The following is a 26,906-nucleotide window of genomic DNA, read 5'->3' on the forward strand; positions in this document are numbered from 1 at the left end:
CTAAACCAGGCGTTTGCGCTGATTGGAAGGTGGGATAAACAAGGATTCGCGATACTTAGCGATCGTGCGTCTCGCCACCATAATACCCTGTTCGGCCAGCAAATCCGCGATCTTGCTATCACTTAACGGCTTGGCAGGATTCTCTGCCGTGACCAGCTTCTTGATGAGCGCGCGAATTGCGGTCGATGAGCACTCTCCTCCTCCTTCGGTGTTCACATGGCTGGAGAAAAAAAACTTCAATTCGAAGATACCACGGGGGGTATGCATGTACTTCTGGGTCGTCACCCGGGAGATGGTCGACTCATGCATCTCCACCGCTTCGGCGATGTCATTGAGCACCATGGGCTTCATCGCCTCTTCACCATACTCGAAAAAGCCCTGTTGCTGCTCGACAATGCAACTGGCCACTTTCAGCAGGGTGTCATTGCGACTTTCCAGGCTCTTGATGAACCACTTGGCTTCCTGCAAATGGGAGCGGATAAACTGGGTGTCGGTGCTGCTGCGGGCGTTGCGTGCCATGGCGGCATAGGTCTCGTTGACCCGGATGCGGGGGGCGGAGTCGGGATTGAGCTCGACCACCCACTTGCTGCCCTTCTTGACCACGGAGACGTCGGGGATCACGTACTGGGAGTCGCTCTGGATGATGCCGTTGCCGGGACGCGGCTCCAGCAGCTGGATCAAATCCAGCACCTCCTTGAGGTCGCTCTCTTTGAGTTTTGTCTTGCGGGCGAGGGTGCGGTAATCCCGGTTGCCGAGCAGCTCCATGTGCTCGAGGATCACCTCCTTGGCCTCGTTGAGCCAGGGGGTCTGCGGGTCATACTGATCCAGCTGGATCAGCAAACACTCCTGCACAGAACGGGCAGCAATACCGACCGGATCGAAGTGCTGAACCCGCTTGAGTACCGCCTCGACCTCATCGAGTTCCACCTCTACGTCATCACTGGTGACGGCAGCCTGGATATCCTCCAGCGCAACGGTCAGATAACCGGATTCGTCGATGGCATCGATTATGGCGAGCGCGATGGCGGCATCCACATCGCTGAACGGTGTGAGCCGCATCTGCCACAGCAGATAATCCTGCAGGTTTTCGGTGGTCTCTCCTTGATAGACGCTATCTTCCCCATCGTGGATGGGGCCCGCACTCTGGGCGGTGCCGGCAGAGTAAACCTCGTCCCAGGTGGTATCCACCGGCAACTCGTCTGGCATCTGCTCCTGGGCCATGGCATCGCTGGAATCCAGCTGGCTGGCATCGACCGGCGCTTCCGGACTGGTCTCTTGCGCCTCGCTCTCTTCCTGCTCCAGCAGAGGGTTGTTTTCGAGCGCTTGCTGAATTTCCTGCTGAAGTTCCAGAGTGGAGAGCTGGAGCAGACGAATCGCTTGTTGTAATTGCGGCGTCATGGTCAGGGACTGACCGAGACGCAACTGTAATGTCGGCTTCATCTACGTCGGGATATCCTTATGTTCAGCGAGGCACTCGTCAAAGGAAATGAAGGCATGCCCCCTTACTATAGACTGAATTGATCGCCCAAATAGACGCGCTTGACCTGCTCATCGGCAAGGATGTCAGCCGGTGCACCTTCGGCAATCATCTTGCCGTGGCTGACGATATAGGCCTTCTCACATACGTCCAGAGTCTCTCTGACGTTGTGGTCGGTAATCAAGACGCCAAGGCCCCTATCTTTCAGATGCTGAATGATCTTCTTGATGTCTATCACAGAAATCGGGTCAACCCCTGCAAAGGGTTCATCCAGCAGAATAAAACGCGGCTCGGCCGCCAGCGCACGGGCGATCTCGACCCGACGGCGCTCACCGCCGGAGAGGCTCTGCCCCAGGTTGTCGCGAATGTGGGTGATATTGAACTCTTCCAGCAGTTGCTGAACTTTGTCCTCACGCTCCTCGCGACTCAACCCCTTGCGAGTCTGCATCACTCCCATCAGGTTGTCGAACACCGACAGGCGACGGAAGATTGAGGCCTCCTGCGGCAGGTAACCGATGCCATTGCGCGCCCGCACATGCATGGGCTGCAGGCTGATGTCCTGATCGTCGATGGTGATGAGACCGGCATCGCGCTGTACCAGCCCCACGATCATGTAGAAGGAGGTGGTCTTGCCCGCCCCGTTGGGGCCGAGCAGGCCGACAATCTGGCCGGTGCCCACTTCAAGGCTGACGTCACTCACCACCATGCGGCGCTTGTAGCTCTTCTGCAGGCCCACTGCTTTTAACACTGCCATGGCTTATTTTCCCTGCTTCTTCTGGTCGGCGGGCTTGTCGAAATTCTCTACCTGATCCGGCAGGAACACGGTTTTGACCCGCTGGCTCGGGCTCTTGCTCTCGGCAATCATCTTCTGTTTGACGATGTCGTAGCGGATCAGATCGCCATTGACCTGGCTATCTTCCTGCTTGAGCTGACCGTTGCCGGTGATGGTCACCAGACGGTTCTTCAGCTCGTAGCGGATGGTATTGCCGTGGGCATTGACCGGCTTGCCGTTATCCAGGATCTGGAAGAAGGTGGCGGGCTTGCCGTAGGCAGTCATCACCTCGGCCCCTTTCTCGCCGGAACGAGTCACTACCACCTTGTCAGCCTTGATCCGGATGGTGCCCTGATTGATGGTCACATCCTCTTCGAAGGTGATGCGGTTGTCCTGCATCTCGGCCACCTGTTTGACGGCATCGACGTAAACCTTCTCGGCAAAGTCGGACTCTTTGGCGGTCACCGCACCACACAACAACAGGGCTGCGAGGGCCAGATTAGCGTTTTTCATTGAAATAGATGGCATGGCCTTGATCCAGTAACTCAAAATATTTGCGGTCCAGATGGCCCTTGAGGCCAACCCCTTGGGTCTGGAAATCCCGACCCAGAATGTTCACTTCCCGGTTGCTGCGCACATCCTGTGTCACCAGATCCAGCTCCAGATAGGGGGTATCCAGTGTGGAAATGAAAGAGGTGGGCAGCAGACCATCCAGATGCACCTTGTCCCGCAGGATGACGTTGTCGCCGGTGTTGAGCACGCCGGTTTCGGCGGTTACCTTCCACTCGGCGGCACCCTGATCGTCATACATGTAGACCACCGGCTTGTCGAAGGTGGCCTGCTCGAGGATTTGATAATACTCGGCGTAGGTCGACTCCAACCGCTCGGTGCGCTTGCCATTGATATCAAAACGGGTGGTCACCAGATCTTTGGCGACAAAATCCGGCTGATAGTTTTCGATTTTGACGGCGCTCTCAGGCACCAGCTCAACCTTGCCCAACTGCCAGGCAACCAGCGCGACCAGAAACAGCAGGGCAAACAACAGGGTCTGTCTGCTCATACCGAGGCCTCGGGCTGATAATCGTCGTGGCCCTGCGCCTGCAAAATGAGGTCACACACCTCGCGCACCGCGCCCATGCCACCGCCAAGCCGGGTCACCATATCGGCACGATTCAGCACCAGCGGATGGGCATCGGCCACCGCGATACCCAGGCCGCAGGCGGCCATCACCGGCAGATCGATGGTGTCATCGCCCATATAGGCGGCCTGTTCAGCAGTCAGCCCCAGCTTGGCCAGCAGCGCTTCGAAGTGAGGCAGCTTTTTATCAGCCCCCTGCACCACATGAGCCACACCCAGGCTTTTCATCCGATCGCTGACGATACGGGAGTTGCGCCCTGTGATGATGGCGATCTCGATCCCGGCATTGAGCAACGCTCGCATGCCCGCACCATCGCGGGTACAGAAGGTTTTCAGCTCTTCGCCGTTGTTTCCCATGTAGATGAGGCCGTTGGAGAGCACCCCGTCCACATCGCACACCAGCAGGCGGATTTGCGCCGCCTTGTCGAACTGGCTGCGCGTCACCGGACCATAGAGGGTCGGTACGTTTTGCATCAAATTACTCCGGCTTTCAGCAGGTCATGCATGTTGAAGGCGCCGAGCGGGCGTTTCTCTTCATCCACGACCAGTAATCCGTTGATTTTTCTCGTTTCCATCAGCTTGACGGCTTCTGCAGCCATCATCTCTGGACCTACGGTAACACAGTTGGCCGTCATCACACGGCTGATGGGGGTGTGATGGATATCGATCTGCTGGTCAAGAATGCGGCGTAGATCGCCATCGGTAAAGAGCCCGGCCAGCAGGCCATTGCCATCGACCACAGCCGTCATACCGAGCCCCTTGCGGCTCACTTCCAGCAGCGCCTGGCTGATGGTGGCATCTATCCCCACCCGGGGCAACAGATCGCCACTGTGCATCAAGTCGCCAACCCGCAGCAACAGACGCTTGCCGAGCGACCCGCCCGGGTGAGAGAGGGCGAAGTCATCGGCGGTAAAACCGCGCGCTTCCAGCAGGGCGACCGCCAGGGCATCGCCCATGACTAAGGTTGCCGTGGTGCTGGAAGTGGGTGCCAGACCCAGCGGGCAAGCCTCTTTCTCCACCTTGATGCACAGATGCACGTTGGCCTCTTTGGCCATGGTGGAGGCGGGATTGCCAGTCATGCAGATGAGCGGAATGCCGCGGCGCTTGAGTACCGGCAGCAGGGCCAGGATTTCGTCACTCTCGCCGGAGTTGGAGATGGCGATGATAAGGTCGCCGCTGGAGATCATCCCCAGATCGCCGTGACTCGCTTCTCCCGGATGGAGGAAGAAGGCCGGTGTGCCGGTGCTGGCGAGGGTGGCGGCGATCTTGCTGCCGATATGGCCCGATTTTCCCATGCCGGTGACCACTATCTTGCCACCGCAGCGCAGCACCATTTCGCACGCCTTGTCGAAGGCGTCGTTCAGATACTGATAGAGTCCATCAATCGCTTGCTTTTCTGTGTCCAGCACCGCGCGGGCACTGCGACGAAAATCGAACAGTTCAGACACTTTCTCAGGCTTTACAGACATAAAGACACAGCTCCGGGCCGAAATTAGCTGCGGGATTATAAAAAAGTCTGCCCGGATAAGCGAATCGGATGGCAAGTCCCGCTCTCAATGACGCACTTTGTTACAGAAAACTGTCGTGCAAATGGGCTTGCAGCCTGTTCAATAGTTGTTCCTTGCTGTTGCTTAGACCTAGACTACCCCATAAAATTCGCACCTCATTTACACCGGATGGACAATTGTTTGAACAATGACCTGATCACCATCTCCGACCTGACCTTCAGTCACGGAGATCGGCTGTTGTATGACGGGATCAACCTGACCATTCCTCGTGGCAAGGTGACCGCCGTCATGGGCCCGAGCGGCATCGGTAAAACCACCCTGCTGCGGCTGATCGGTGGCCAGCTCAAGCCGGAGTCCGGTCACATTCTGTTTGACGGGGAAGATATCCCCACACTCTCCCGTTCGCGCCTCTATGAAGTGCGCAAGCGGATGAGCATGCTGTTCCAGAGCGGCGCCCTGTTTACCGGCATGACGGTCTACGACAACGTGGCCTTCCCGCTGCGAGAGCACTCCGGCCTGCCGGAGGAGCTGATCCACACCATCGTCATGATGAAGCTGCAGGCGGTGGGGTTGCGCGGCGCGGCGAAACTGATGCCCTCCGAGCTCTCCGGCGGCATGGCGCGCCGGGCGGCGCTGGCACGGGCCATCGCCCTTGACCCCGACCTCATCATGTATGACGAGCCGTTTGTCGGGCAGGATCCCATCACCATGGCGGTGCTGGTCAAGCTGATCAAGGAGCTGAACGATGCTCTTGGCATCACCTCAGTCATCGTCACCCACGACGTGAAAGAGGTGCTGAGCATCGCCGATTACGCCTACATAATTGCCAATCGCAAGGTGGTGGCGCACGGCACGCCGGATCAGCTGCGCGAGGAGCACAATCCCGAAGTCGAGCAGTTCCTCAAAGGATTGCCCGATGGTCCTGTTCCGTTTCATTTTCCGGCAGGCGATCTGCTACAGGATCTCTGATGTTGATAAGTCAAATAAGCAAGCTGGGGCGGGTCGGAGTGCGGTTTATCAGCTCCGTCGGTCGCGCCACTATCATGTTGTTCCATGCGCTGGCGGGCAAACCCGAACCGCGCAAGCACTTCCCGCTGCTTGTCCAGCAGTTGTATGTGGTGGGCGTACAGTCGGTGGCCATCATTCTGGTCTCCGGCCTGTTCATCGGCATGGTGCTCTCGCTGCAGGGTTACAACGTATTGAAGGATTTCGGCGCCGAGCAGAGCCTGGGGCCGCTGGTCTCCCTCTCCCTGCTGCGGGAGCTGGGTCCTGTGGTCACGGCGCTGCTGTTTGCCGGCCGTGCCGGTTCGGCCCTGACCGCTGAAATCGGCCTGATGAAGGCCACCGAGCAACTTTCAAGCCTAGAGATGATGGCGGTCGACCCACTGCGCCGGGTGGTTGCCCCCCGCTTCTGGGCTGGCGTCATCAGCATGCCGCTGCTGGCCTTTATGTTCAGCCTGATCGGCATCTTCGGCGGCAAGCTGGTTGGTGTGGACTGGCTCGGCGTGGACGAAGGGGGCTTCTGGTCTGCCATGCAGGCCTCCGTCGACTGGCATGAAGACATCATGCAGGGCGCCATCAAGAGCCTGATTTTCGCCCTGGTGGTCACCTGGATTGCGCTCTTTAACGGCTATGATGCCAAGCCGACCTCGGCCGGGATCAGTCAGGCCACGACCCGTACCGTGGTCCACTCATCCCTCGCCGTGCTCGGCCTGGATTTTATACTCACTGCAGTCATGTTTGGATAAGGTAAAGATGAAGTTCAGCAAAGTAGAATTCCTGGTCGGCACCTTCATGCTGGCTGGCATCGGTGCCATTCTGGCACTGGCCCTGCAAGTGGCCGGTTTGAGCTTCAAACCGGAAGGAGAAACCTATACCCTGCGCGCGCATTTCGATAATATCGGCGGCCTGAAAGTCCGTTCGCCGGTCAAGGTCGGCGGCGTGGTGGTCGGTCGGGTCAGTGACATCGTACTGGACCCGAAAACCCAGGTGCCCGAAGTGACCCTGATGATGCAAAAGAGCGCTGGCGAGTTCGCCGATACCAGCTCCCTCTCCATCCTCACCTCCGGTCTGCTCGGCGAGCAGTACATCGGTCTGGCCCCCGGCTTCAGCGATGAGGAGATGGGCACCGAGATGCTCAAGGATGGCGACCTGATTGAAGACACCAAATCCGCCATCGTGCTGGAAGATCTGATTGGCAAGTTCCTCTACAGCCAATCCTCCGACAGCAAGTCAGACAGCAAGAAGGAGTAATCATGTTCAAGAAAATCGCCCTGCTGCTGGGTCTGATGACCAGCATGCTCTTTTCCCTGTCTGCCCAGGCCGCAGTCGATGCCACCGATCCCAACGCGCTGGTGGATCAGGCAGCCAAGCAGACCTTTGCCCGCCTGAAAGCCGATCAGGCCCAGGTGAAGAGCAATCCGGATCACCTGCGGGTGATCATCCGCGAAGAGCTGCTGCCCTATGTGGACAACCGCTTCGCCGCCTACAAGGTGCTTGGCAACCAGATTAAAGAGACCACCGAAGCGCAGCGCAATGCCTTCGTCGAGGTGTTCACCGAGTACATGGTGAGCTCCTACGCCGATGCGCTGGCCCATTTTGACAAGCAGACCGTCAAGGTCGAGCCGGGCAAAGCCCCCAGCGGCAATATCACCGCCGTCAACGTCAGCGTGAAAGAGGCCGGCAAGCCGGACATCTTCCTCGAGTTCAAGCTGCGCAAGAACAACAAGACCGGCGAATGGAAAGCCTTCGACATGGTGGCAGAGGGGATCAGCCTGCTCTCCGCCAAGCAGAGCGAGCTGGGCGGCCTCATTCGCCAGAACGGCATTGATGCGGTGATCGCCCAGTTGCGCGAACACAACGCCAAGCCGCTGGTACTCAAACCATGACCCTCAGCGGTGAGCTGCAGGCGCCACAGGTCAATGACCTGTGGCAACGCCGCGCCGAATGGTGGCAGAACGACCAGCTCGAGCTCGGCGGCGTCACCACCCTCGACTCCGCCGGACTGGCCCTGCTGGTCAAATGGGCCAAAGCCGTATTAGCGCGAGGCGCCACACCGCAGCTGGTGGGCGCCTCCAGTGATTTCTATACCCTGGCCAACCTCTACGGGGTGGCCGGGCTGTTTCAGTCAACCCCGCTCACAACTGAGGACGCATAATGCAAGTCTCTGAAATTGAAGCGATACTCCTTGAGGCTCTGCCATTGTCCGAAGTCCATGTCAAAGGGGACGGTAGTCACTACCAAGTGATCGCCGTCGGTGACATGTTTGACGGCATGAGCCGGGTCAAGAAGCAGCAGGCCATCTATGCTCCGCTGATGGACAAGATCGCCAGCAACGCCATTCACGCCCTCTCCATCAAGGCGTTCACCGACGCCGAGTGGAAACGCGAACGTAAATTCCTATTGCCCTCCTGATTTGGTAACGAAGTAAAAATGGACAAATTCAAAATCGATGGTCGTTGTACTCTCAACGGCGAAGTGACTATCTCCGGCGCCAAAAACGCCGCCCTGCCGATCCTGTTCGCGACCCTGCTCTGTGATGAAGAGGTACACCTCTCCAACGTGCCGCGCCTGAAAGATGTAGGCACCACCATCAAGCTGCTGGAGATGCTGGGCGCGACCACCAAGGTCAACGGCAACGTCACCGTGCTGACCGGTGCGGTGAACAACCATGTCGCTCCCTACGAGCTGGTGAAGACCATGCGCGCCTCCATTCTGGCGCTGGGCCCGCTGGCTGCCCGTTTCGGCGCGGCTGACGTCTCCCTGCCCGGCGGCTGCGCCATCGGTGCCCGTCCGGTCAACCTGCACGTCCACGGCCTGGAGCTGATGGGCGCCAAGATCACCATCGAAGATGGTTACATCAAGGCCCGTGTCGATGGCCGCCTGAAAGGCGCCCACATCCTGATGGATATGGTCTCCGTGACCGGTACCGAAAACCTGATGATGGCTGCGACCCTGGCTGATGGCCGCACCGTGATCGAAAACGCCGCGCGCGAGCCGGAAGTAGTCGATCTGGCCAACTTCCTCAATACCCTGGGTGCCAAGATCCAGGGCGCGGGCACCGATACCCTGACCATCGACGGTGTCGAGCGTCTGCACGGCGGCAACTACAGTGTGCAGCCTGACCGCATCGAAACCGGTACCTTCCTGGTGGGCGCAGCGGTCACCGGCGGCAAGATCACCTGCCGCAAGACAGACCCGACCCTGCTGGAAGCGGTACTGGTCAAGCTGGAAGAGGCTGGCGCCCTGATTGAGAAGGGTGAAGACTGGATCACCCTCGACATGACTGGCCGCACCCTCAAGCCGGTCACCATCAAGACTGCCCCCTACCCGGCCTTCCCGACCGACATGCAGGCACAGTTCACTGTGCTGAACGCCGTCGCCAAAGGCACAGGCATGGTCACCGAGACCATCTTCGAGAACCGCTTCATGCACGTTCCCGAACTGGTACGGATGGGTGCAGACATCGAACTGCAGGGCAATGTGGCCATCTGCCGTGACACCGAGCAACTCAAGGGTGCCCAGGTGATGGCGACCGATCTGCGCGCCTCCGCCAGTCTGGTGCTGGCCGGCTTCGTGGCCGAAGGCTCCACTATCGTCGACCGTATCTATCACATCGACCGTGGCTACGAAGACATCGAGCAGAAGCTGCAGGGTCTGGGTGGCCGCATCGAACGCATCAAGGGCTGATAGCCCCCTGATCGCTGGCCGATAAAAAGGCCCCCTCGCGTTGGCGAGGGGGCCTTTTTCATGGCTTCGGTTCTGTTGACACCGGGATCAGTGACCCGCCAGCTTCATATTCTCTACCAGCACCGAGCCGGTCTTGAGGCTGGAGCGCTCATCTTCGTCACAGCCCACCGCCACGATATGGCTGAACATCTCGGCCAGATTGCCGGCGATGGTGATCTCCTCGACCGGATAGGCTATCTCGCCATTCTCGACCCAGAAACCGGCAGCGCCGCGGGAGTAGTCGCCATTGACGATATTGACCCCCTGCCCCATCAGCTCGGTCACCAGCAGACCGGTGCCCATCTCTTTCAGCATGCCTTGAAAATCCTGGCCAGTATTGGAGACCTGCCAGTTGTGGATGCCACCGGCATGACCCGTGGTGGTCAGCCCCAGCTTGCGAGCGGAGTAGGAGGTAAGCAGCCAGCTCATCAGCTCGCCGTTACGGATGATATCCATGTCGCGGGTACGCACCCCTTCGCCATCGAACGGGGTACTGGCAAGCCCGCCCAGCAGGTGGGGGAACTCCTGAATGGTGAGCCACTCGGGCAGGATCTGCTTGCCCAATTTGTCGAGCAGGAAGCTCGACTTGCGATAGAGGTTGCCACCGCTGATAGCCATCACCAGATGGCCCCACAGGCCGGAGGCAGTGTCTGGGTGGAACAGCACAGGCGCATGACGGGTAGAGATCTTGCGGGCGCCGAGGCGGGAGACGGTACGCTCAACGGCTTCGTCGGCAATGCGCTGCGGGCTCCAAAGTCCGTCGAGGGTACGGCTGGAGGAGTAGCCGTAATCACGCTGCATGTCGCCATCCTGCTCGCCGATCAGCACACAGCTCAGGGAGTTGCGCGACGCCGCATAACCTTTGACGAAGCCGTGGCTGTTGCCATAGACCTTGATGCCTAGATGGCTGGAGAAACCGGCGCCGTCGGAGTGCTTGATACGGGCATCGCGGCCCAGAGCGAGTCGTTCGCACTCGATGGCCAGCTCGATCCCGCGCTGGGGATCCAGTTCGATTTGGTGGCACAGTTGCAGATCGGGGGCATCCCAGGCCAGCAGCTCGGCGTCCGCCAGACCGGCGCAATCATCCGCCGAGGTGTGGCGGGCAATCTCGATGGCCGCTTCAACGGCGGCACGAATGGCGGGTTTGCTCAGATCGGTGGTTGAGGAAGATCCCTTGCAACCATCGCGATAGACGGCGATACCGAGGGCGCCATCCTTATTGAATTCAATGCTTTCCAGTTCACAACCCCGGGTGTTCACCGACAACCCGGTCTGCTTGCTGATGGAGACTTCGGCCAGCGAGGCGCCCAGTCCTTTGGCTATCTCCAGGGCTTCGGCAACCACGGCCTCGAGATGGGCTTGATCCTGGCGGATTTGGTCTTGCTGATCCATAACTCACATCTGTATGAAAGAAGGAAAGGGGGGTAAGCATATCAGACCCCTGCGCCCAGCGGGAGAAGCTGGTAACATATCCGCCAAACGTGAATGACAGGAATCAAGAGACCGATGAGTCAATATCAAGACGACAACGAGTTCGAAGACTGGGGCCCCAGCAAGAGCCAGCTCAAGCGCGATGCCGAAGCATTGCAGAAAATGGGGGAAGAGATCGTCTCCCTCAGCCACAGCGAGCTGGAAAAAATCCCGTTGGATGAAGAGCTTGCAGAAGCTGTCGAGCTGGGTCGCAAACTCAAGCCGAAGAAGGATGAGTCCTTCCGTCGCCATCTGCAGTTCATCGGCCGCCTGATGCGCAGCCGCGATATCGAGCCGATTGCCGAAGCGCTCTCTATCATCAAGAACCGTCACTCCACCGTGAATGCCCGCTTGCATCGCCTGGAGCAGTGGCGCGAGCGCCTGATCACCGAAGGTGACAGCGCCCTCAACGAGCTGATGTCCCAGTTCCACGAGCTGGATCGCCAAAAGCTGCGCCAGCTGATCCGCTCCGCCAACAAGGAGCGGGAGCTGAACAAGCCGCCGGTCGCCTACCGCGAGATGTACCAGTATCTGCGCGGCGAGATCGAAGACCTGCTGTGATCCCCGAAACACGCCTCCCCTTGCGGAGGCGTGCTTCTATTGATGCCTTTTCCTCTCAACATCCCCCCGCCATCCCTGCGCGTTTAATATATCCACCATTTTGCTACCCCAGCCATAACGGCCCATCTCAACAGCCCCGTTAAATCGCCGATTCAGAGCAGACCAAAACAGACATGTTAACAATTTTGTATCATTTTGTTTGACATATTGAACGGCCTTGGCAGACTGAAGAGAGGATCCAGGCTGTCGCTGCCCAGGCTGACCAACGATTCTGCCACCCGGCCCGACGCGGGATCCCATGACCATGCCTTGAGGCATGCCCTTGCCCTACCGGTTTGCAAGGGCCTGCCCAAGGCGCAGGATCAGACTTCAACGCCAAGGATAATCAAGGTGCCCTATGCCAAATCCCCAGCCTCCCGCCACCCGTAAACCTGTCGTGCTGATGACCATGGGGGCCCAGCCCCGCAACGGCCACGCCTATCAGGTGATGACCCACAAATACATCATGCCGCTGGTGGAGATAAGCGGCTGCGTCCCGCTGCTGGTACCCACCTGCTGCGGCACCGCCGATCTGGAGCAGTATCTGAATCTGGCTGACGGCATCTATCTGAGCGGCGCTGGCTCCAATATCGATCCGGCCCTCTACGGTCAGGAGAACCTCACCCCGGAGAAACAGCAAGACAGGGATCGCGACCTGTTCGATCTGCCCCTCATCAAGGGGGCGCTCGCCCGTGGCTTGCCGATCCTCGGTATCTGCCGCGGAATGCAGGAGATCAACGTGGCGCTGGGGGGAGACATCCATCAGAAGGTCTATAACGAGCCGGGTTATGACGATCACCGGGAGGATGCCGACGATCCGGTCGACGAGCAGTATGGGCCGAGCCATCAGATAAAACTGCTGCCCGGCAGCTGGTTTGCCGAACTGATGGGGGAAGAACAGATTCCGGTCAACTCCCTACATGGACAGGGCATCAACCGGTTGGGGAAGGGTCTGGAGCCGTTGGCCCACGCCGAAGATGGGCTGATCGAGGCACTTCATGCTCCCGCACTGTCACCCTTTTTGCTGGCAGTGCAGTGGCATCCGGAGTGGAAAGCCAATGAAAACCCCCACTCCATCAAGATCTTTCAAGCCTTTGGCGATGCCTGCCGCCAGCGTTGTGCATTGATGGCGGCTAGTTAATCCCTCATCGATTCAGTCGCCAAACCCACGCGCCTTGAGCTTGGGCAGTCCGCCCCGCTCGGGGCGCAAGGTGCGGCAGATATCCATCCCCTTGAGCCCGCGCTGGATATGGTCAGGCGAATGGCCAAACACCATACCGTTGCTGCGGTAGAGGTTGTTGTCATCCAGCTCGAACTTCTCGCCGCCAATCAGCAACTGCTCGCGGCCATTGACCGTGTCACCCCGCTTGATGGGCACCTTCATGTCGCTCAGCACCTCGCCGGTGGCACACCCCTCGCGCCAGCGTGCCTCGCTGGAGAAGGGGGTAATGGCTATTTCACGCCAGGAGCCATCCCGGAATTCGACCCGATACTTCTCGGCCAGCAGGTCGCAGCCAGCCAATGGCAACAGGGCCATCAAACAGATGATTTTCTTTGAAAATTTCACTCAATCGCACTCCTTTGCCCGGTTCTGCACAGGATAAATAAATTGCCGCCCCAACGCACCATTTCCCCGCGCCGTAGCAGCTATGCTGGAAATAAAACCACAATAAGGTGCTGCTATGGCTGGCGAAAACCTCACCGCGCTACCGACGCTGATCTGGATTGGCGAACACCCGTTCTGGACCCTGCTCACCCTCTCCCTGATGCTGCTCCACTTCTGGCGCCGTCCGGGACAGCGACGGGAGCTGCTCTCCGAGCTCAGTTTCGTGATGATTAGCGCGGTGGTGATCCTGCTGATCCAGCTGGAAGGGGGCTGGTTCAAACTGCCGCTGCCCCATCAATTGCTGATCGAGATCTCCACCCTGCTGGCTGGCCTGATACTGGTCAAGATATGGGGGATCCTGCTATTCGAGTTTCTGCTCCCCCTCTGCCATGTGCGGATCCCGCGGATCATCGCCGATATCGTCATCACCATCGGCTATATCGGCTGGGGTCTGTTTCGCCTCTACGCCTCCGGCATGGCGCTCGGGGAGATAGTCACCACCTCGGCGGTCATCACCGCGGTTATCGCCTTCGCCATGCAGGACACCCTTGGCAACCTGCTGGCCGGGGTCTCCATTCAGCTCGACAACTCCATCGCCATCGGTGACTGGCTGCAAGTGGATACCACCCAGGGCCGGGTGGTGGAGATCAACTGGCGTGCCACCACCATCGAGACCCGCAACTGGGAGACTGTGGTCATCCCCAACAGCCACCTGCTTAAACAGCGCTTCACCGTGCTCGGGCGTCGCCGTGGCGAACCCTTGCAGTGGCGGCGCTGGGTCTGGTTCGATCTGACCCTGGATACCCTGCCGACCCAGATCATCGCGCTGATCGAGAAATCCCTGCGGGAGACCAAGCTCCCCTGCGTCGCCAAGCATCCCCAACCGGACTGCCTGCTGATGAACGTCGAAGGAGGGATTGCCCGCTATGCGGTGCGCTACTGGCTGACCGATCTGGCTCGCGACGATCCGACCGACTCCATGGTGCGCAGCCTGATCGATGCCGCCCTGCGCCGCAACGATCGCCGCCTCACCCCGCCGATTTTCAACGTCTTTATGGCCAAGGAGAAGCAGCATCTGGATGCCCGCCACAAGCGCCACACTGCCGAACGAACCGATACCCTGCGCAAGCTGCCGCTGTTTGCCATGTTGCAGGAGAACGAGCTGCTCCAGCTGGCCGATCAGGTGAAGTTCGCCCCCTTCGTCAGCGGCGACATCATGCTGGAGCAGGGGGATGTCTCCAGCTGGCTGTTCGTGCTGGTCAAGGGGGAAGCCGAGATGGTGGTCAATGTCGAAGGGCGAGAGCTGAAACTCGGTACGCTCAACGCGGGAGACTTCTTTGGCGAACTGAGCCTGCTCACTGGCGAGCCCAGCTCCTTCACGGTGCGGGCGGTGGCCACCGTCGAAACCTATCGCATCAATCAGGCAATGTTTCAGGAGCTGGTGATGCAGCGCGAGGCGCTGGTCGAGCCCCTCTACCGGGTGCTGAGCGACCGCCAGCAGGAGCAGCAAGCGCTGCTGGAGCGGGAGGCGGAAGCCATGAAACAGCCACCACAACAGCTTGATCTCCTTGATAAACTGATGAAGCTGTTCGGCGGAAGATGACGTAGCATGGCACCTTATTGAGGACGTGAAGAGAGAACCGCAGCCATGTTACTGACCACCCTGGCCCTTGCCGCCAGCCTGCGATTTGATTGTCCCGCCACCATCGAGACTCGCCAGCAGCTGCTGACCCCGCAGCAGGGCTGGCAGGCGTTCACCCGCAATGACGATGGCAAACCAGACGAAACCCTCAGTCACCGGCTCGATAATCTGGCCCTGTTCGACGGAGATCCTGCCGAGCTGGCCCAACTCAAACCGGATAATGGCGACAGCGACGAAATCCACTACTGGAGCCAGCTCGATAGCAGCCTGCGCCCGCTCCATCTGGTCTGCCGCTATCAGAACAGCGCCATCACCCTGCAGCAGGCGCTGCCCGTCGGCATCAGCTACTGCCGCGTCAACCAGCGCGACCGCTACACTCTGTTCGGGTTGGTTTGCCGCAAATAGCGGGCGCAACCCCTTGCCATATATCGCTATTCGCTGACAGCCATTACCGCCTGAGCTGGGCCACCCGCCAGCGCCATCAGAGCAGCAGCTCGGCCAGCTCCTCCAATGCCGTCAGCTCAACGTCCGGCAACAGCTGCAGCTGTTGCCACGGTTGTTGCCGCTCGTTGAGCCAGGCAGCGCGAAAGCCGTGCAAGCGGGCACCCAGCACATCGGTCTCGGGGTGATCCCCGACATGTAAGATCCGCCCCGCTGGCAACTTGAGGGCGCTGCGGGTCTGCTCAAACATATCCGGCGCCGGTTTCATTCTGGCGCCCGCCCCCGCCTTGCAGATCAGCGTGAAGTAGCGAGCCAGCCCTGCCTGTGCCAGATCCAGATTGCCGTTGGTGATCACCACCAGCGGGTAGCGTTCGGCCAGTCTGGCCAGCAGATGATGGGTTGACTCGCTCACCTCGATCTTCGAGCGCTCTGCCAGAAACGCAGCAAACACCTGCTCCGCCTCGCGGCTGGCCTGCTGGTCGGCCATCCCCCCCTCGACCATGGCGGTACGGATGGTCTGCTGGCGCGCCTGGCTGACATCGTGGCGCAGCTCGGGCCGTGCCATCAACACAGCGCGTTTGAGATCCAGCCAGCGTGGCTTGTCGAGCATGGCTGTCGCCAGATATTCGCTGCGCAGATGGCTCAGCATCCACTGCTCGGCGCGCACGATGGCGGGGCCGTTGTCATAGAGGGTGTCATCGAGGTCAAACGAGATGGCAGCAACCGGCTGCCAGCGGCGATAGAAGTGCATGGACTCTCCTCTGCAACGGGGCTCAGGGCCCGTTATTCATCGTCCTGCGCATCCGGGTCACGCTTGGCCCTTGGGTGAGCGTTGTCGTAGACCTTGGCCAGATGCTGGAAGTCGAGGTGGGTATAGATCTGGGTGGTGGAGAGGTCGGCATGTCCCAGCAGCTCCTGAACCGCCCGCAGATCGCCGGAAGACTCCAGCATATGGGTGGCAAAGCTGTGGCGCAGCTTGTGGGGATGGACGTGGGCGTTGAGCGCCTGCTTGTTGCCCCAGCCATCGAGGCGGGCCTGCACCGAGCGGGCCGACAGCCGCTGCTTGCGGCTGGAGACAAACAGCGCCTCGCTCTCGTCCCCGGCCAGCAGCGGGCGCACCTTGAGCCACTTCTGCAGCCACTCGACCGCCATCCGGCCGATGGGCAGCACCCGCTCCCGCGAGCCCTTGCCAGTCACCTTGAGCTGGCGATCGTCGAGCTTCAGATCCACCAGATTGATCCCCACCAGCTCGGCCAGACGCAGCCCTGAGGAGTACATCAGCTCCATGATGGCGCGATCCCGCACCGCCAGCGGATCCTGCTCGTCGGTGATGTTGAGCAGCTGGTGCATCTCGTCCACATCGAGGTTTTTCGGCAGCGGCCGCCCCTGTTTGGGGGTGACGATGCCACGGGCCGGATTGGCGGTCAGCCGCCCCTGCCGCACCTGCCAGTCGCAAAAGCTGCGCAGGGCCGAGACCTTGGTGGAAAGGGAACGAGGAGCAAGGCCCCCCTTGTGCATCCGGGTCACCAGAGTGCGCACCTGACTCGCCTCGAGCCGACCCCAATCAGTGAGCCCGAGGGCCACCAGCTCGGCGGTCATCGCCTCCAGATGGGCTTGATAGTTATTGCGGGTATGAGGGCTGAGCTGACGCTCGACCCTCAGGTATTCGATAAAGGCCGCCAGTTCGTCCGCCAGTGCCGCAGGCAATGGCGGTGCGACGACGGGAGCTTTGGCGGGCGCCCTGGCCGGTGTTCTAGCCATGAGTCAACTCGGGCAGACGCAGTTGCAGCAGGCGCCCCAGTTGGCCCAGCAGCAGGGTGTCGTTATGGGGAGTAAAGTGGCCGGGATCCGAGCTGGCGAAGGCCAGCACGCCGAGATCGCCGAGCCGCATCAGGGCCACCGAGTTGACCAGCACATCGTGGCCAAACAGTGCCTGCTTCTCGCTCTGGCTCAGGCGGCCAAAGTAGTAATCCTGCCCCGGCAGACGCTGACCCAGCAGGGATTCGAGCTGCTTGCCCTGTGCCAGAAAACGCTGCTCTGGCCCGCTCAGGGTAAACTTCTTGGGATTGAGCCAGAGCCGCAGCCCGGTCAGGCGCAGCCGCTGGACAAAGGCCTTGCCCATCACGGCACTCACCTCGAACAGGGTCTGGCAGCCGTACAGCTCGCCGTAGAGATCGGCATAGACCCGGAAGATCCGCTCGTTCTCGCTGGCGATCCCCATCAATTCGGTGATCTCCTGCTCCAGCTGTTCGATCCGCTCGCGCTGACGCTCCAGCTGGCGCTCGACCAGCGAGACCGACCCTTTGCGTTCATGGGGAATGCGGATCCGGTCCAGCACGGCGGCATGGCGTTGGAAAAACTCGGGATAACGGGCCAGGTACTCCAGCACAGTGGCTTCATCCACCGATTGCTCCTGCCGTTTGAGTTCGCTCATAAATTGGTTGATCCATCAGAGAAATGGGGCTCGCTGCCCCGACATCATGGGCAAAGGGGGCCAACGCCCCCCGTACCTGAACCTTTATCGGCTAAACCTCTATCTGGCCGTCAAACACATGCTCGGCGGGGCCTGTCATATAGACCGGCTGGCCCGGCCCCTTCCAGGCGATGGTCAGCTTGCCGCCCGGCAGACTGACGGTGACCCGCTCCTTGAGCTTGCCCTGACTGATGCCAATTACTGCCGCCGCACAGGCACCGGTGCCGCAGGCCAGGGTCTCGCCACAGCCCCGCTCGAACACCCGCAGCTTGATCTCGGTAGCATTGACCATCTCCATGAATCCAACGTTGACCCGCTCGGGAAAACGCTCGTGACGCTCCATGATGGGCCCCAGAGTAGCCACCGGCGCCTCGGCCACCGACGGCACCTCGATGACGCAGTGGGGGTTGCCCATGGAGACGGCACCGCACATCACGGTATGTTCCTGCGCCCGCAGCAGATAGGTCCTCTCTGCCTTCTGGGCCCGAAACGGGATCTTGCCCGGCTCGAACTGGGGCACTCCCATGTTGACCGTGACCTGATTCTCCCCCTCCAGCTGCAACACGATGCGACCGCGCGCCGTGCTGACCGCGATGCGATCGCGGTTGATCAACCCCTTGAGACGCACGAAACGGGCGAAACAGCGGGCGCCATTGCCGCACTGCTCCACCTCGCTGCCATCGGCATTGAAGATACGGTAATGAAAATCGAGCTCGGGGTCATAGGGGGGCTCCACCAGCAGCAGCTGGTCAAAACCGACCCCGAAGTGGCGATCCGCCAGCTTCTTGATGACGTCGTTGCTGAAAAAGATCTTCTGGGTGACACCGTCCACCACCATGAAGTCGTTTCCCAGCCCGTGCATCTTGGAAAAATCTATCAACATCGTGCGTTCCTGTTTTTGGGCGCGCGCTCAAGGCACTTTTAAAGGCAGCTTAAGGCAGCAAGTGCTCACCGCGCCAGAGATCGGTCAACTGCTCGCGCTCTCTGATGAGGAACGATTGCGTACCGTCCACCAGCACTTCGGCGGCACGGGGACGGGTGTTGTAGTTGGATGACATGGTAAAGCCGTAGGCACCGGCCGAGCGCACCGCCAGCAGCGAACCCTCGGCGATGACCAGGGTGCGCTCCTTGCCGAGGAAGTCCCCGGTCTCGCACACCGGACCCACCACGTCATAGAGCGCTGGGGTATGGCCGGCACGGCTATCCACTTCGATGATGTTCATCCAGGCGCCATAGAGCGAGGGGCGCAGCATGTCGTTCATGCCGGCATCGATCAGCGCAAAGTTGCGGGTTTCGCCCGGTTTCAGGTACTCGACCCGGGTCAGCAGCACGCCGGCATTGGCGACGATGGCGCGGCCCGGCTCGAACAGCAGGGTCAGATCCCGGCCCGCCAGCTTCTGCTTGAGCGCTTCGGCATACTCGGTCGGATGGGGTGGCTGCTCGGAACCATAGTTGACCCCAAGGCCGCCACCCACATCCAGATGATGGATATGAATGCCTTCCGCCGCCAGACCGTCGATCAGCCGCAGCAACTTGTCAGCCGCTTCCATAAAGGGATTCAATTCAGTGAGTTGCGAGCCGATATGGCAATCCACCCCGACGATCTCGATGTTCGCCATCGCGGCTGCCTTGCGATAGATGGCTGGCGCCAGCTCGATGGGAATGCCGAACTTGTTCTGCTTGAGGCCAGTGGAGATATAGGGGTGAGTACCGGCATCGATATCCGGATTGACCCGCACCGAAACGCGAGCCTTCTTGCCCATGCTGCCCGCCACCCGATTGAGGCGCTCCAGCTCTGCTTCCGACTCCAGATTGAAGCAGAGGATCTCTTTATCCAGCGCGAGGCGCATCTCCGCTTCGCTCTTGGCCACGCCGGAGAAGACTACTTTGCCCGGATCACCGCCCGCCGCCAGCACCCGCGACAATTCGCCACCGGAGACAATGTCAAACCCCGAACCCAGACGGGCCAGCAGGTTGAGCAACGCCAGATTGGAGTTGGCCTTCACCGCATAGCAGATCAGATGGGGAATATCGCCAGCGGCCTTGTCGAAGGCGTGCCAGTGGCGCTCGAGGGTCGCACGGGAGTAGACGTAAAGCGGGGTACCGTACTGCTCGGCAAGCTGTTGCAGCGAGGTTTGCTCGGCCTGAAGCTGGCCGTCGGCGTCGTAGTTAAAGTGATCCAAGGGGGCGGTTCCTTCCTAGAATGGGTGCGGCATTAGTGCGGCGCGGCCTCGGTGGCAGCCTCAGTGGTCGCAGGCGTTGCTGCTTGCGGTGTACTCTGGCTCTGTGGCTGCTCGGGGGGTGGCATATAGAGCGGCCCCTTCAGACCGCACGCGGCCAACCCGAGGGACAGAAGAGTAGCAAGCAGACACTTGGTGAACTGGGTGATCATAATGGTTCGCTGCGAAAAAATTTTTGGCCCTCTATAATCGCACTCACATTGTTAAAAGCAACAGGATAAACCGATGAAGGATCACGAGTATCACGCCCTGACCGACGCCTTTTTCCAATATGTGGAAGACACGCTCGACGAGGGGTATCCGGATATCGACTGCGAACGCAGCGGCGGCGTATTGACCCTCTCTTTCGAGAACAAGACCAAGGTCATCATCAACAAGCAGGAGCCACTGCACCAGATTTGGGTCGCCACCCGCGAGAACGGCTTCCACTTCGAACTGCAGGGTGACACCTGGATCGACAACCGCTTCGGCCACGAGCTCAAGGCGCTGCTGAGCCAATCCTGCACCGCTCAGGCGGGCGAAGAGGTGGTGTTCCCATGATCGACCTGCACCCGCAGGGCGCCCGTCACGCGGTGATCTGGTTGCATGGGCTGGGTGATTCCGGCGCCGGTCTCGCCCCGCTGGTGGACGCGCTGGAGCTGCCCGCCGAGCTACCGGTGCGTCACCTGCTGCCGGATGCCCCCGAGCGCCCCATCACCATCAACATGGGCTACAAGATGCGCGGCTGGTACGACATAAAGAACTTCGAGGATCCCGCCGAGCGGGCCGTGGAGTCCCATGTCCGTGAATCAGCCGACCAGATTGCCGCATTGCTCGACCAGCTGGTGGCCGACGGGTTTGCCCCCGAGCATATCGTGCTGGCAGGTTTCTCTCAGGGCGGGGTGATTGCCTCCTTCACCGCGCTGCGCTATCAGGCAACGCTGGCGGGCTTGCTCTGCATGTCCACCTATCTGGCCGCCCCCGACAAGCTGCTCGGCGAGATGAGCGAGGCTGCTCGCACCCTGCTCATCTGCTACATGCACGGCATCTACGACGATGTGGTGAGCCTGTCGCTCGGTTGGGATGCCAAGAACCGGCTTGAAGCTGCCGGACTCGCCCCCGAGTGGCACGAGTACCCGATGCGTCACGAGATCTGCCGCCCGCAGCTGGGCGACATTCGCAGCTGGCTGCTGGCTCGCCTCGGCGCCTGAGCAACCGCAATAGCAAACGGCCTGCATCTGCAGGCCGTTTTTTATGGCGATTCCAACTGACGGGTCAGCCCACTTCTCGAGCGGGCGGCACCTGTTCGCGCAGAGTGCCCTGACTGCGATAGGGGATCACATCCAGCTCGCCATTCACTTGTACTATCTCGTAGTACTGCGGCAGGTTGAAGTTGATGAACTGCCCATCATCGCTGAACCGCTCGTGATTGGAGGTGTAGAAGCGGTTCACCCCCGCCACCAGCTCATCCTTGTTGCCGGCAAAGTGCTGGTAGATCTCCACCCGGTTCGCCTCATCGAGGATATAGATGTTGGTACCCGCATCACGGGTATCGAAGAAGAACTGCACCAACCCTTCGCTGGCGTAGGCATCGACGATGCTCGGCAGATGCTGGCTGTGGGTCTTGTCGAGCCGCAGCGGCAGGTGATCCAGCTTGTTGTGGGAGATGTGACGGTAAAAATCGATGGCGTTTTCCAGCTTCTTCACCGATACCCCGCGCCGCTCGAAGAAGATGCCGTACTTCTCGCGGCCAAGGGCCATGGTCTTGACCAGCTGCTGTTTGTCGCGGGCCAGGCGCAGGTCGATACACTCCGCCACCAGGGTCTGGAAGCGGGAGCGCACCAGAGAACGGAAGTGCTGGCTGTAGCAGAACACCTCGATCATCTCGGGGGCGGCGGCATCCTGATGCATCTTGCCGAGGATGGTGGTGAGGGCATCGACCACGGCTTCATCCCCCTGGAAATGCAGGGTGCGGATCTCGCTCCAGGAGTTGCGGTAGACCAGATCCACAGATCCCACCAGACACTCCTGATTACGACCGAACGAGAAGACATCCACGGTGTTAGCGTCAAATTCGATCACCTGACCGACCCAGTGACTGGTCGGATCCATCTCCAGATTGAGGAAGATGGAGAGCTGACGGATCTCGCACGGCCGACTGAGGGCCAGGTTGGTGGCCAGCGGGTACTTCTCGGGGAAGCAGCCGGAGAGATCGCGGCAGAACTGGTGCAGATTGTCGATGTGCAGATCCGAGCCCTGATTGAACAGGTGCACCCGCGACTGGGGGGTCAGCAGATCGTTGAAGTAGGCCCAGGAGACCAGCTTGCTGATGTAGCCGTTGAACTCCAGCGGCGCGCGACCAATGATGTCCACCGGCTCCAGCGAATGTTTGTAGAGATACCAGCCGGCGCGGTTGAGGCGACCGTGGGGCACCTGCACAAAGCTGAGATCCGGCTCGCTGAGATCCGGCGCGATCTTGAGGTTGATGCGCTGCACCTTGCCCGGCAGGCTCTCGAACGCGGCGTAGAGCTTGCGCGACAGAATGCCGATATCTTCCGGGTTGATCGACTCGCTGATGTTGTTGCGGCGAGCGAACTGAATCAGGTTGCGGTAGCTCTGCATCAGGGCTTCCAGCAGCTCGGCATGAGCGATCTTCACCTCTTCGATCTTCCACTCGTGGCGATGATCGAGCTGATAGAGCTTGTCCTGACTCCAGCCCCAGTAGGAGACCAGTTGGCTCATCTGCTCGCGGCGCCACTCGGGGGAGTGATCATCCTTGGGATGGCTGAGACCGTCGCACACCTTGAGGTAGAAGCAGCGGCGCACCAGATCGAGCCGCGCCATGTCGCCGATGGACTTGAGGTAGTTGGTCACCTTGTCCAGCATCAGACAGTAGTTGTCGAGCCGGTAGTGCATCCCCTCGTTGTGCTGGAACCAGTCGCGACCAATCATCGACAGCAGGCGGGTGTTGGGATACTCGTGGGAGTAGGCTTCCATCAGCACCGACTTGAGCACCGCCTTGTAGGGGGAGTCGATCCCCTTGTAGAGCTGCCACAGGGCGGAGCCGAAATACTCTTCGGCCGGAATACGGTCAAAACTGCCGAGATCGAGCCAGTCGTCCTGCTTGAGCTTGCCGCTCTCGAACAGCTCGTTCACATACGCATCGTAGTGATCATCACATTCGGTGGGTACCAGATACCAGATCAAGCGTTTGCCCGCGATACGCATGGCACTGCGGTAGAACTCGTCGAGCAACAGCAGGTGCTGGGCACTGCCGCAGCTCTCCCCCTGCATCTGGGCATCGTTGGTCTGGCGGAACTTGTCTTCCGGGATCAGGAAGAAGTTGAGATCGACCCCGCGCTGTTCGGCCCACTTGGAGAGTTGCTGGCACTTCAGCTCCAGCAGATCGAGCCGCTCCTGCGACAAACCGGCCACGTGGCAGACCCAGATATCGAGATCGGAGTGACAGCACTGACCGATGGAGGAGGTGCTGCCCATGGAGTAGAGCCCCTGAATAGCCCGATCATGGGTGGCAAGACCGCTCTGGCAGTTGGCGTTGCGGCAGAGGTCATCGATGAAGGCTTGCTGCTCGACGGTGGCGCTGAAGCTCCAGATGCCATGAGGGACATCACCGGAGACATAACCGGGCAGCAGGGGATGATTGAAGTGCAGCATGACAGGCAGCAGTTGGAATACCTGCTGCCCATAGCGACTCATGAGGCCTAACGCCCGTTGCGTCTTGAGACGGGTAATATCGTCATAACGCGCAACCAGCGTATCGATGTGTTCCTGCAATGCCCTGCCTATCACCTAAGTGAAAATGACGCACCAAAAGGGGGATACGTCAAAAAAGTGTGATCATGTTAACAATGCAAACAGCGGTGGTAAACAAGCCTTCAGCTAAACGCCAGATTATTTCTGGTATGACCACATCAAGTATCAGGGGAAATCATTAAATTCCAATACATTCAATGAATTAATCAACACCTCTTGCTTAATGAAAATCATTTTCAGCATGCATTTTTGAGCTTGGCCCCGCTTTTGCCGGCTCCGCCATGAAAGCCCGGGCAAAGGGTGGTAATATCGATTTCCTTCTAAAAATGAAACAACTGATTGATATGGCAGCCCGAACCCTGAAAATTGCCACTCGCAAGAGCCCGCTGGCCCTGTGGCAGGCCAACTTTGTCAAAGACCGGCTCGAAGCCCTGCACCCGCAGTTGCAGGTCGAACTGGTGCCCATGAGCACTCAGGGTGACAAGATCCTCGATACCCCGCTGGCCAAGGTTGGTGGCAAGGGGTTGTTCGTCAAGGAGCTGGAGACCGCCATGCTGGAAGGGCGGGCCGATATCGCCGTTCACTCCATGAAAGACGTTCCGGTGGAGTTCCCCGAGGGGCTCGGCCTGCACACCATCTGCGAGCGGGAAGATCCCCGCGATGCTTTCGTCTCCAACCGTTTCAAGGCCATTGCCGAACTGCCGCAAGGGGCCGTGGTCGGCACCTCCAGCCTGCGCCGCCAGTGCCAGCTGCGCGCCGCCCGCCCGGATCTGGTGATCCGCGACCTGCGTGGCAACGTCAACACTCGCCTCGCTAAGCTGGATGCGGGTGAGTACGATGCCATCATCCTCGCCGCCGCCGGTCTGAAACGACTGGAGATGGCGCACCGCATCACCGCCTTTATCGAGCCGGAGCAGAGCCTGCCGGCCAACGGTCAGGGCGCCGTCGGTATCGAATGCCGCCTCAACGATGTTGAACTGCACGCCCTGCTGGCGCCGCTGGAACACGCCGAGACCCGCGCCCGGGTACTGACCGAGCGCGCCATGAATCGCGCCCTGCAAGGGGGATGTCAGGTCCCCATCGGTGCCTACGCACTGGTCGAAGGCGAGCAGATCTGGCTGCGTGGTCTGGTGGGTAGCCCGGATGGCAGCCAGGTGATCCGCGACGAGATCCGTGGCCCGCTGGCCGATGGTGAGGCCCTCGGCGAGCAGCTGGCCCAGCGCCTGCTGGCCGCCGGTGCCGACGAGATCCTGGCCGAGGTCTACCGCACATGACACCGCTGGTGGTGCGTCCGGCCGCCCAGGCCGCCGAGCTGGTGCAGTTGCTGCGCCAGCACGGCCATGCACCACTCTGCTGCCCGCTGCTGGAAACCGTGGCGGGCAGTGAACTCCCTCTCCTGCCCGACCTGCTGCGCAGTGCCGACGCGGTTATCGCCGTCAGCATCCATGCCGTTCATTTTGCACACGATTTTCTGTTGCAAACTGGTCAGACCTGGCCACATATTGAGTACTTTGCAGTGGGTCAGGCCAGCGCAGATGCGTTTGCCACCATCGGCATCACGGCAAGCTGCCCGGATGACCCGCGCAGCGAAGGGCTGCTGGCCCTGCCCGCCCTGCAGCAGGTAGCAGGCAAACGGGTACTGATCCTGCGCGGCAATGGCGGGCGGGATCTCATCGCCAGCACGCTGGCCTCACGCGGTGCTCTGGTGCACTATTGTGCGGCCTATGAGCGCCACTACCCCGAGCTAGACGGGGACAGATTGACCCACCACTGGCAGGCAGCGGGGCTGGACAGCCTGCTCATTACCAGTGGTGAACTGCTGCAACGGCTGCTGGAGCTGGTTCCCGACCACCAGCGGCCCTGGCTTTTTGACCGCCTGCTGGTGGTCCCCAGCCCACGCGTGGCCGAGATGGCCAGCGTAGCGGGCTTTATCCATATCACGATTGCCCAAGGTGCATCCAACCAGGCCCTGACGGCCGCACTGGAACTGAGGAAGATGGAATGACAGAACAACAAGAATCCCAGGTAAAACCCCAGCCGACCGCTGCGGTCAATGGCAGCAAGAGCCGCTCCGGTGCCGTACTGGGAGGGGTCGCCATCCTGCTGGCCCTTGGCCTGACCGGCGGTCTCTATCTGCACGGTCACAAGAATGCCGTTGCCCAGCAGGCCGAACTGGCCCAGCTCAAGCAACAGCTGGCGAGCGCCCTGAGCAAGATCGACCAGACCAGCAGCAAGGATGCCGAGCAGCTGGCCGCGCTGGATCAAACCCAGCAGCGGCTGCAGGGGGAGATGCAGGGTCTGCAGAACCGGGTACTGGACCTGAATGACAAGCGCCCCAACGACTGGATGCTGGCCGAATCCGAGTATCTGGTACGGATGGCGGGCCGCAAACTGTGGCTGGAGCATGACCTCGTCTCCGCCATCACCCTGCTCGGCAATGCCGACGAGCGGATCGCCGCCCTCAACGACCCCAGCCTAATGCCGATCCGCAAGGCACTGGCCGAGGATATCGCCAAGCTCAAGGGGATGCCGCGCATCGACCGCGAGGGGCTGACCCTCAAGCTGGCCGCGCTCTCAGACCAGATCGAGCTGCTGCCCCTCTCCACCGTCAGCATGCCGGAAGCCAAGGCCGAGCCGGATCAAGCGGTCAGCACCAATCCAGACGAGTGGAAGAGCAACCTGAAGAAGAACTGGGTCAAGTTCACCGAGAACTTCGTCACCATCCGCCGCCGCGATGGTGCAGTAGAGGCGCTGCTCTCGCCGCAGCAGGAGATCTTCCTGCGTGAAAACCTCAAGACCAAGCTGTTGCAGGCCCAGCTCTCCGTCTATCGCGAGCAGCAGGCGCTCTACGAAGACAGCCTGGACAAGGCCCAGCGCTGGCTGACCCAGTATTTCGACACCGACAACAGCGCCACCCGCTACATGCAGGGCGAGATCGACAAGCTCAAGGGTGAGCAGATCCAGATCGACTATCCGGCCCAGTTCAAGACCCAGGCGATACTGGAGCAGGTGCTGACCGAACGCCTGCAACGCATTCTGGCCAGCAGCTGAGGAGGGCG

31 protein-coding genes are annotated in these 26,906 nt (G+C 60.3%); 16 read left to right on the plus strand and 15 right to left on the minus strand.

Annotated elements, in window-relative coordinates:
- From OKB77_RS08865 to OKB77_RS08890, 6 genes are all read right to left on the minus strand, one after another.
- Positions 1 to 1,440 (minus strand): RNA polymerase factor sigma-54, encoded by a 1,440-nt coding sequence (locus OKB77_RS08865; protein ID WP_005336331.1) that lies wholly within the window; start codon positions 1,438 to 1,440, stop codon positions 1 to 3.
- A gap of 65 nt (positions 1,441 to 1,505) precedes the next feature.
- A complete protein-coding gene (gene lptB / locus OKB77_RS08870) occupies positions 1,506 to 2,231 on the minus strand; it encodes an LPS export ABC transporter ATP-binding protein (RefSeq protein ID WP_005336333.1) in 726 nt (241 codons plus the stop codon).
- A 3-nt stretch (positions 2,232 to 2,234) separates the two neighbouring features.
- Positions 2,235 to 2,762, minus strand: coding sequence for a lipopolysaccharide transport periplasmic protein LptA (gene lptA, locus OKB77_RS08875; protein WP_040068817.1), 528 nt, complete (start codon positions 2,760 to 2,762; stop codon positions 2,235 to 2,237).
- Positions 2,749 to 3,309, minus strand: coding sequence for an LPS export ABC transporter periplasmic protein LptC (lptC, locus tag OKB77_RS08880; protein WP_005336338.1), 561 nt, complete (start codon positions 3,307 to 3,309; stop codon positions 2,749 to 2,751). The genes lptA and lptC overlap by 14 nt, the downstream gene beginning before the upstream one ends.
- Positions 3,306 to 3,860, minus strand: coding sequence for a 3-deoxy-manno-octulosonate-8-phosphatase KdsC (gene kdsC, locus OKB77_RS08885; RefSeq protein WP_199415645.1), 555 nt, complete (start codon positions 3,858 to 3,860; stop codon positions 3,306 to 3,308). The genes lptC and kdsC overlap by 4 nt, the downstream gene beginning before the upstream one ends.
- Positions 3,860 to 4,855, minus strand: a complete 996-nt coding sequence (locus OKB77_RS08890) for a KpsF/GutQ family sugar-phosphate isomerase (protein ID WP_005336342.1) — start codon at positions 4,853 to 4,855, stop codon at positions 3,860 to 3,862. Before OKB77_RS08890 ends, kdsC begins: the two co-directional genes overlap by 1 nt.
- Before the next feature lie 207 nt (positions 4,856 to 5,062).
- Here OKB77_RS08890 and mlaF point away from each other — a divergent pair, with 207 nt between their 5' ends.
- From mlaF to murA, 7 genes are read left to right on the plus strand one after another with little or no spacing between them, the layout of a single operon-like run.
- Positions 5,063 to 5,863: a phospholipid ABC transporter ATP-binding protein MlaF gene (gene mlaF / locus OKB77_RS08895; protein ID WP_005336343.1), complete on the plus strand. Its 801-nt coding sequence runs from the start codon at positions 5,063 to 5,065 to the stop codon at positions 5,861 to 5,863.
- The gene (mlaE, locus tag OKB77_RS08900; protein WP_005336345.1) at positions 5,863 to 6,642 is read left to right on the plus strand and encodes a lipid asymmetry maintenance ABC transporter permease subunit MlaE; all 780 of its coding nucleotides are present in this window, start codon (positions 5,863 to 5,865) and stop codon (positions 6,640 to 6,642) included. The genes mlaF and mlaE overlap by 1 nt, the downstream gene beginning before the upstream one ends.
- 7 nt (positions 6,643 to 6,649) lie before the next feature.
- Positions 6,650 to 7,147 (plus strand): outer membrane lipid asymmetry maintenance protein MlaD, encoded by a 498-nt coding sequence (gene mlaD / locus OKB77_RS08905; RefSeq protein ID WP_005336348.1) that lies wholly within the window; start codon positions 6,650 to 6,652, stop codon positions 7,145 to 7,147.
- Positions 7,148 to 7,149: 2 nt separating this feature from the next.
- The gene (locus tag OKB77_RS08910; RefSeq protein WP_005336350.1) at positions 7,150 to 7,782 is read left to right on the plus strand and encodes an MlaC/ttg2D family ABC transporter substrate-binding protein; all 633 of its coding nucleotides are present in this window, start codon (positions 7,150 to 7,152) and stop codon (positions 7,780 to 7,782) included.
- Positions 7,779 to 8,051: an STAS domain-containing protein gene (locus OKB77_RS08915; RefSeq protein ID WP_064339241.1), complete on the plus strand. Its 273-nt coding sequence runs from the start codon at positions 7,779 to 7,781 to the stop codon at positions 8,049 to 8,051. The genes OKB77_RS08910 and OKB77_RS08915 overlap by 4 nt, the downstream gene beginning before the upstream one ends.
- Positions 8,051 to 8,308 (plus strand): BolA family iron metabolism protein IbaG, encoded by a 258-nt coding sequence (gene ibaG / locus OKB77_RS08920; protein WP_005306001.1) that lies wholly within the window; start codon positions 8,051 to 8,053, stop codon positions 8,306 to 8,308. The genes OKB77_RS08915 and ibaG overlap by 1 nt, the downstream gene beginning before the upstream one ends.
- Positions 8,309 to 8,326: 18 nt before the next feature.
- Complete coding sequence (gene murA, locus OKB77_RS08925) at positions 8,327 to 9,583, plus strand: UDP-N-acetylglucosamine 1-carboxyvinyltransferase (protein WP_005336355.1); 1,257 nt, start codon at positions 8,327 to 8,329, stop codon at positions 9,581 to 9,583.
- Between the two features lie 87 nt (positions 9,584 to 9,670).
- Here the strand turns inward: murA and pmbA are convergent, their stop codons facing one another.
- Complete coding sequence (pmbA, locus tag OKB77_RS08930; protein ID WP_005336357.1) at positions 9,671 to 11,014, minus strand: metalloprotease PmbA; 1,344 nt, start codon at positions 11,012 to 11,014, stop codon at positions 9,671 to 9,673.
- A 114-nt stretch (positions 11,015 to 11,128) separates the two neighbouring features.
- Here pmbA and yjgA point away from each other — a divergent pair, with 114 nt between their 5' ends.
- Together yjgA and OKB77_RS08940 are read left to right on the plus strand one after the other, a co-directional pair.
- Positions 11,129 to 11,653, plus strand: a complete 525-nt coding sequence (gene yjgA / locus OKB77_RS08935; RefSeq protein ID WP_005336359.1) for a ribosome biogenesis factor YjgA — start codon at positions 11,129 to 11,131, stop codon at positions 11,651 to 11,653.
- Positions 11,654 to 12,050: 397 nt separating this feature from the next.
- Positions 12,051 to 12,833: a gamma-glutamyl-gamma-aminobutyrate hydrolase family protein gene (locus tag OKB77_RS08940; RefSeq protein WP_150389850.1), complete on the plus strand. Its 783-nt coding sequence runs from the start codon at positions 12,051 to 12,053 to the stop codon at positions 12,831 to 12,833.
- 12 nt (positions 12,834 to 12,845) lie between these two features.
- On the opposite strand, the gene OKB77_RS08945 is transcribed toward OKB77_RS08940, so the two are convergent.
- Positions 12,846 to 13,229 carry a hypothetical protein gene (locus OKB77_RS08945; RefSeq protein WP_040069030.1) on the minus strand — a complete coding sequence of 128 codons (384 nt, stop codon included), beginning with the start codon at positions 13,227 to 13,229 and terminating at the stop codon, positions 12,846 to 12,848.
- Positions 13,230 to 13,374: 145 nt separating this feature from the next.
- On the opposite strand from OKB77_RS08945, the gene OKB77_RS08950 reads away from it, so the two are divergent.
- Together OKB77_RS08950 and OKB77_RS08955 are read left to right on the plus strand one after the other, a co-directional pair.
- Entirely contained in the window at positions 13,375 to 14,901 is a 1,527-nt protein-coding gene (locus OKB77_RS08950; protein WP_064339228.1) for a mechanosensitive ion channel family protein, read from the plus strand.
- Between the two features lie 45 nt (positions 14,902 to 14,946).
- Complete coding sequence (locus tag OKB77_RS08955) at positions 14,947 to 15,345, plus strand: STY0301 family protein (RefSeq protein ID WP_265776152.1); 399 nt, start codon at positions 14,947 to 14,949, stop codon at positions 15,343 to 15,345.
- 76 nt (positions 15,346 to 15,421) lie between these two features.
- Here the strand turns inward: OKB77_RS08955 and OKB77_RS08960 are convergent, their stop codons facing one another.
- The 6 genes from OKB77_RS08960 to lptM all read right to left on the minus strand — a co-directional run bounded on the left by OKB77_RS08960 (position 15,422) and on the right by lptM (position 20,246).
- Positions 15,422 to 16,132 carry an HAD-IA family hydrolase gene (locus OKB77_RS08960; RefSeq protein ID WP_265776151.1) on the minus strand — a complete coding sequence of 237 codons (711 nt, stop codon included), beginning with the start codon at positions 16,130 to 16,132 and terminating at the stop codon, positions 15,422 to 15,424.
- A 32-nt stretch (positions 16,133 to 16,164) separates the two neighbouring features.
- Entirely contained in the window at positions 16,165 to 17,142 is a 978-nt protein-coding gene (gene xerC, locus OKB77_RS08965) for a tyrosine recombinase XerC (protein ID WP_265776150.1), read from the minus strand.
- The gene (locus OKB77_RS08970) at positions 17,135 to 17,815 is read right to left on the minus strand and encodes a DUF484 family protein (protein ID WP_043821859.1); all 681 of its coding nucleotides are present in this window, start codon (positions 17,813 to 17,815) and stop codon (positions 17,135 to 17,137) included. The genes xerC and OKB77_RS08970 overlap by 8 nt, the downstream gene beginning before the upstream one ends.
- A 91-nt stretch (positions 17,816 to 17,906) precedes the next feature.
- A complete protein-coding gene (dapF, locus tag OKB77_RS08975; RefSeq protein ID WP_322874430.1) occupies positions 17,907 to 18,737 on the minus strand; it encodes a diaminopimelate epimerase in 831 nt (276 codons plus the stop codon).
- Positions 18,738 to 18,786: 49 nt separating this feature from the next.
- Entirely contained in the window at positions 18,787 to 20,037 is a 1,251-nt protein-coding gene (lysA, locus tag OKB77_RS08980; RefSeq protein WP_270817421.1) for a diaminopimelate decarboxylase, read from the minus strand.
- 32 nt (positions 20,038 to 20,069) lie between these two features.
- Positions 20,070 to 20,246 carry an LPS translocon maturation chaperone LptM gene (gene lptM / locus OKB77_RS08985; protein ID WP_199415638.1) on the minus strand — a complete coding sequence of 59 codons (177 nt, stop codon included), beginning with the start codon at positions 20,244 to 20,246 and terminating at the stop codon, positions 20,070 to 20,072.
- A 73-nt stretch (positions 20,247 to 20,319) separates the two neighbouring features.
- Between lptM and cyaY the strand changes: the two genes are divergently transcribed.
- Together cyaY and OKB77_RS08995 are read left to right on the plus strand one after the other, a co-directional pair.
- Complete coding sequence (cyaY, locus tag OKB77_RS08990; RefSeq protein ID WP_019444859.1) at positions 20,320 to 20,634, plus strand: iron donor protein CyaY; 315 nt, start codon at positions 20,320 to 20,322, stop codon at positions 20,632 to 20,634.
- Positions 20,631 to 21,284, plus strand: a complete 654-nt coding sequence (locus OKB77_RS08995; protein WP_199415637.1) for an alpha/beta hydrolase — start codon at positions 20,631 to 20,633, stop codon at positions 21,282 to 21,284. Before cyaY ends, OKB77_RS08995 begins: the two co-directional genes overlap by 4 nt.
- A 64-nt stretch (positions 21,285 to 21,348) precedes the next feature.
- On the opposite strand, the gene OKB77_RS09000 is transcribed toward OKB77_RS08995, so the two are convergent.
- The gene (locus OKB77_RS09000; RefSeq protein WP_199415636.1) at positions 21,349 to 23,868 is read right to left on the minus strand and encodes a class I adenylate cyclase; all 2,520 of its coding nucleotides are present in this window, start codon (positions 23,866 to 23,868) and stop codon (positions 21,349 to 21,351) included.
- Between the two features lie 323 nt (positions 23,869 to 24,191).
- Here OKB77_RS09000 and hemC point away from each other — a divergent pair, with 323 nt between their 5' ends.
- Genes hemC through OKB77_RS09015 form a run of 3 tightly spaced genes read left to right on the plus strand, consistent with a single transcriptional unit; the run spans position 24,192 to position 26,898 of the window.
- Complete coding sequence (gene hemC, locus OKB77_RS09005; RefSeq protein ID WP_150390568.1) at positions 24,192 to 25,121, plus strand: hydroxymethylbilane synthase; 930 nt, start codon at positions 24,192 to 24,194, stop codon at positions 25,119 to 25,121.
- Positions 25,118 to 25,852 (plus strand): uroporphyrinogen-III synthase, encoded by a 735-nt coding sequence (locus OKB77_RS09010; RefSeq protein ID WP_150389864.1) that lies wholly within the window; start codon positions 25,118 to 25,120, stop codon positions 25,850 to 25,852. The genes hemC and OKB77_RS09010 overlap by 4 nt, the downstream gene beginning before the upstream one ends.
- Positions 25,849 to 26,898 (plus strand): uroporphyrinogen-III C-methyltransferase, encoded by a 1,050-nt coding sequence (locus OKB77_RS09015; RefSeq protein ID WP_150389866.1) that lies wholly within the window; start codon positions 25,849 to 25,851, stop codon positions 26,896 to 26,898. The genes OKB77_RS09010 and OKB77_RS09015 overlap by 4 nt, the downstream gene beginning before the upstream one ends.
- The last annotated feature ends 8 nt before the right edge of the window (positions 26,899 to 26,906 follow it).

The sequence above is a fragment of the Aeromonas sp. Y318-3 genome (assembly GCF_027706185.1).
Lineage (GTDB): Bacteria > Pseudomonadota > Gammaproteobacteria > Enterobacterales > Aeromonadaceae > Aeromonas > Aeromonas veronii.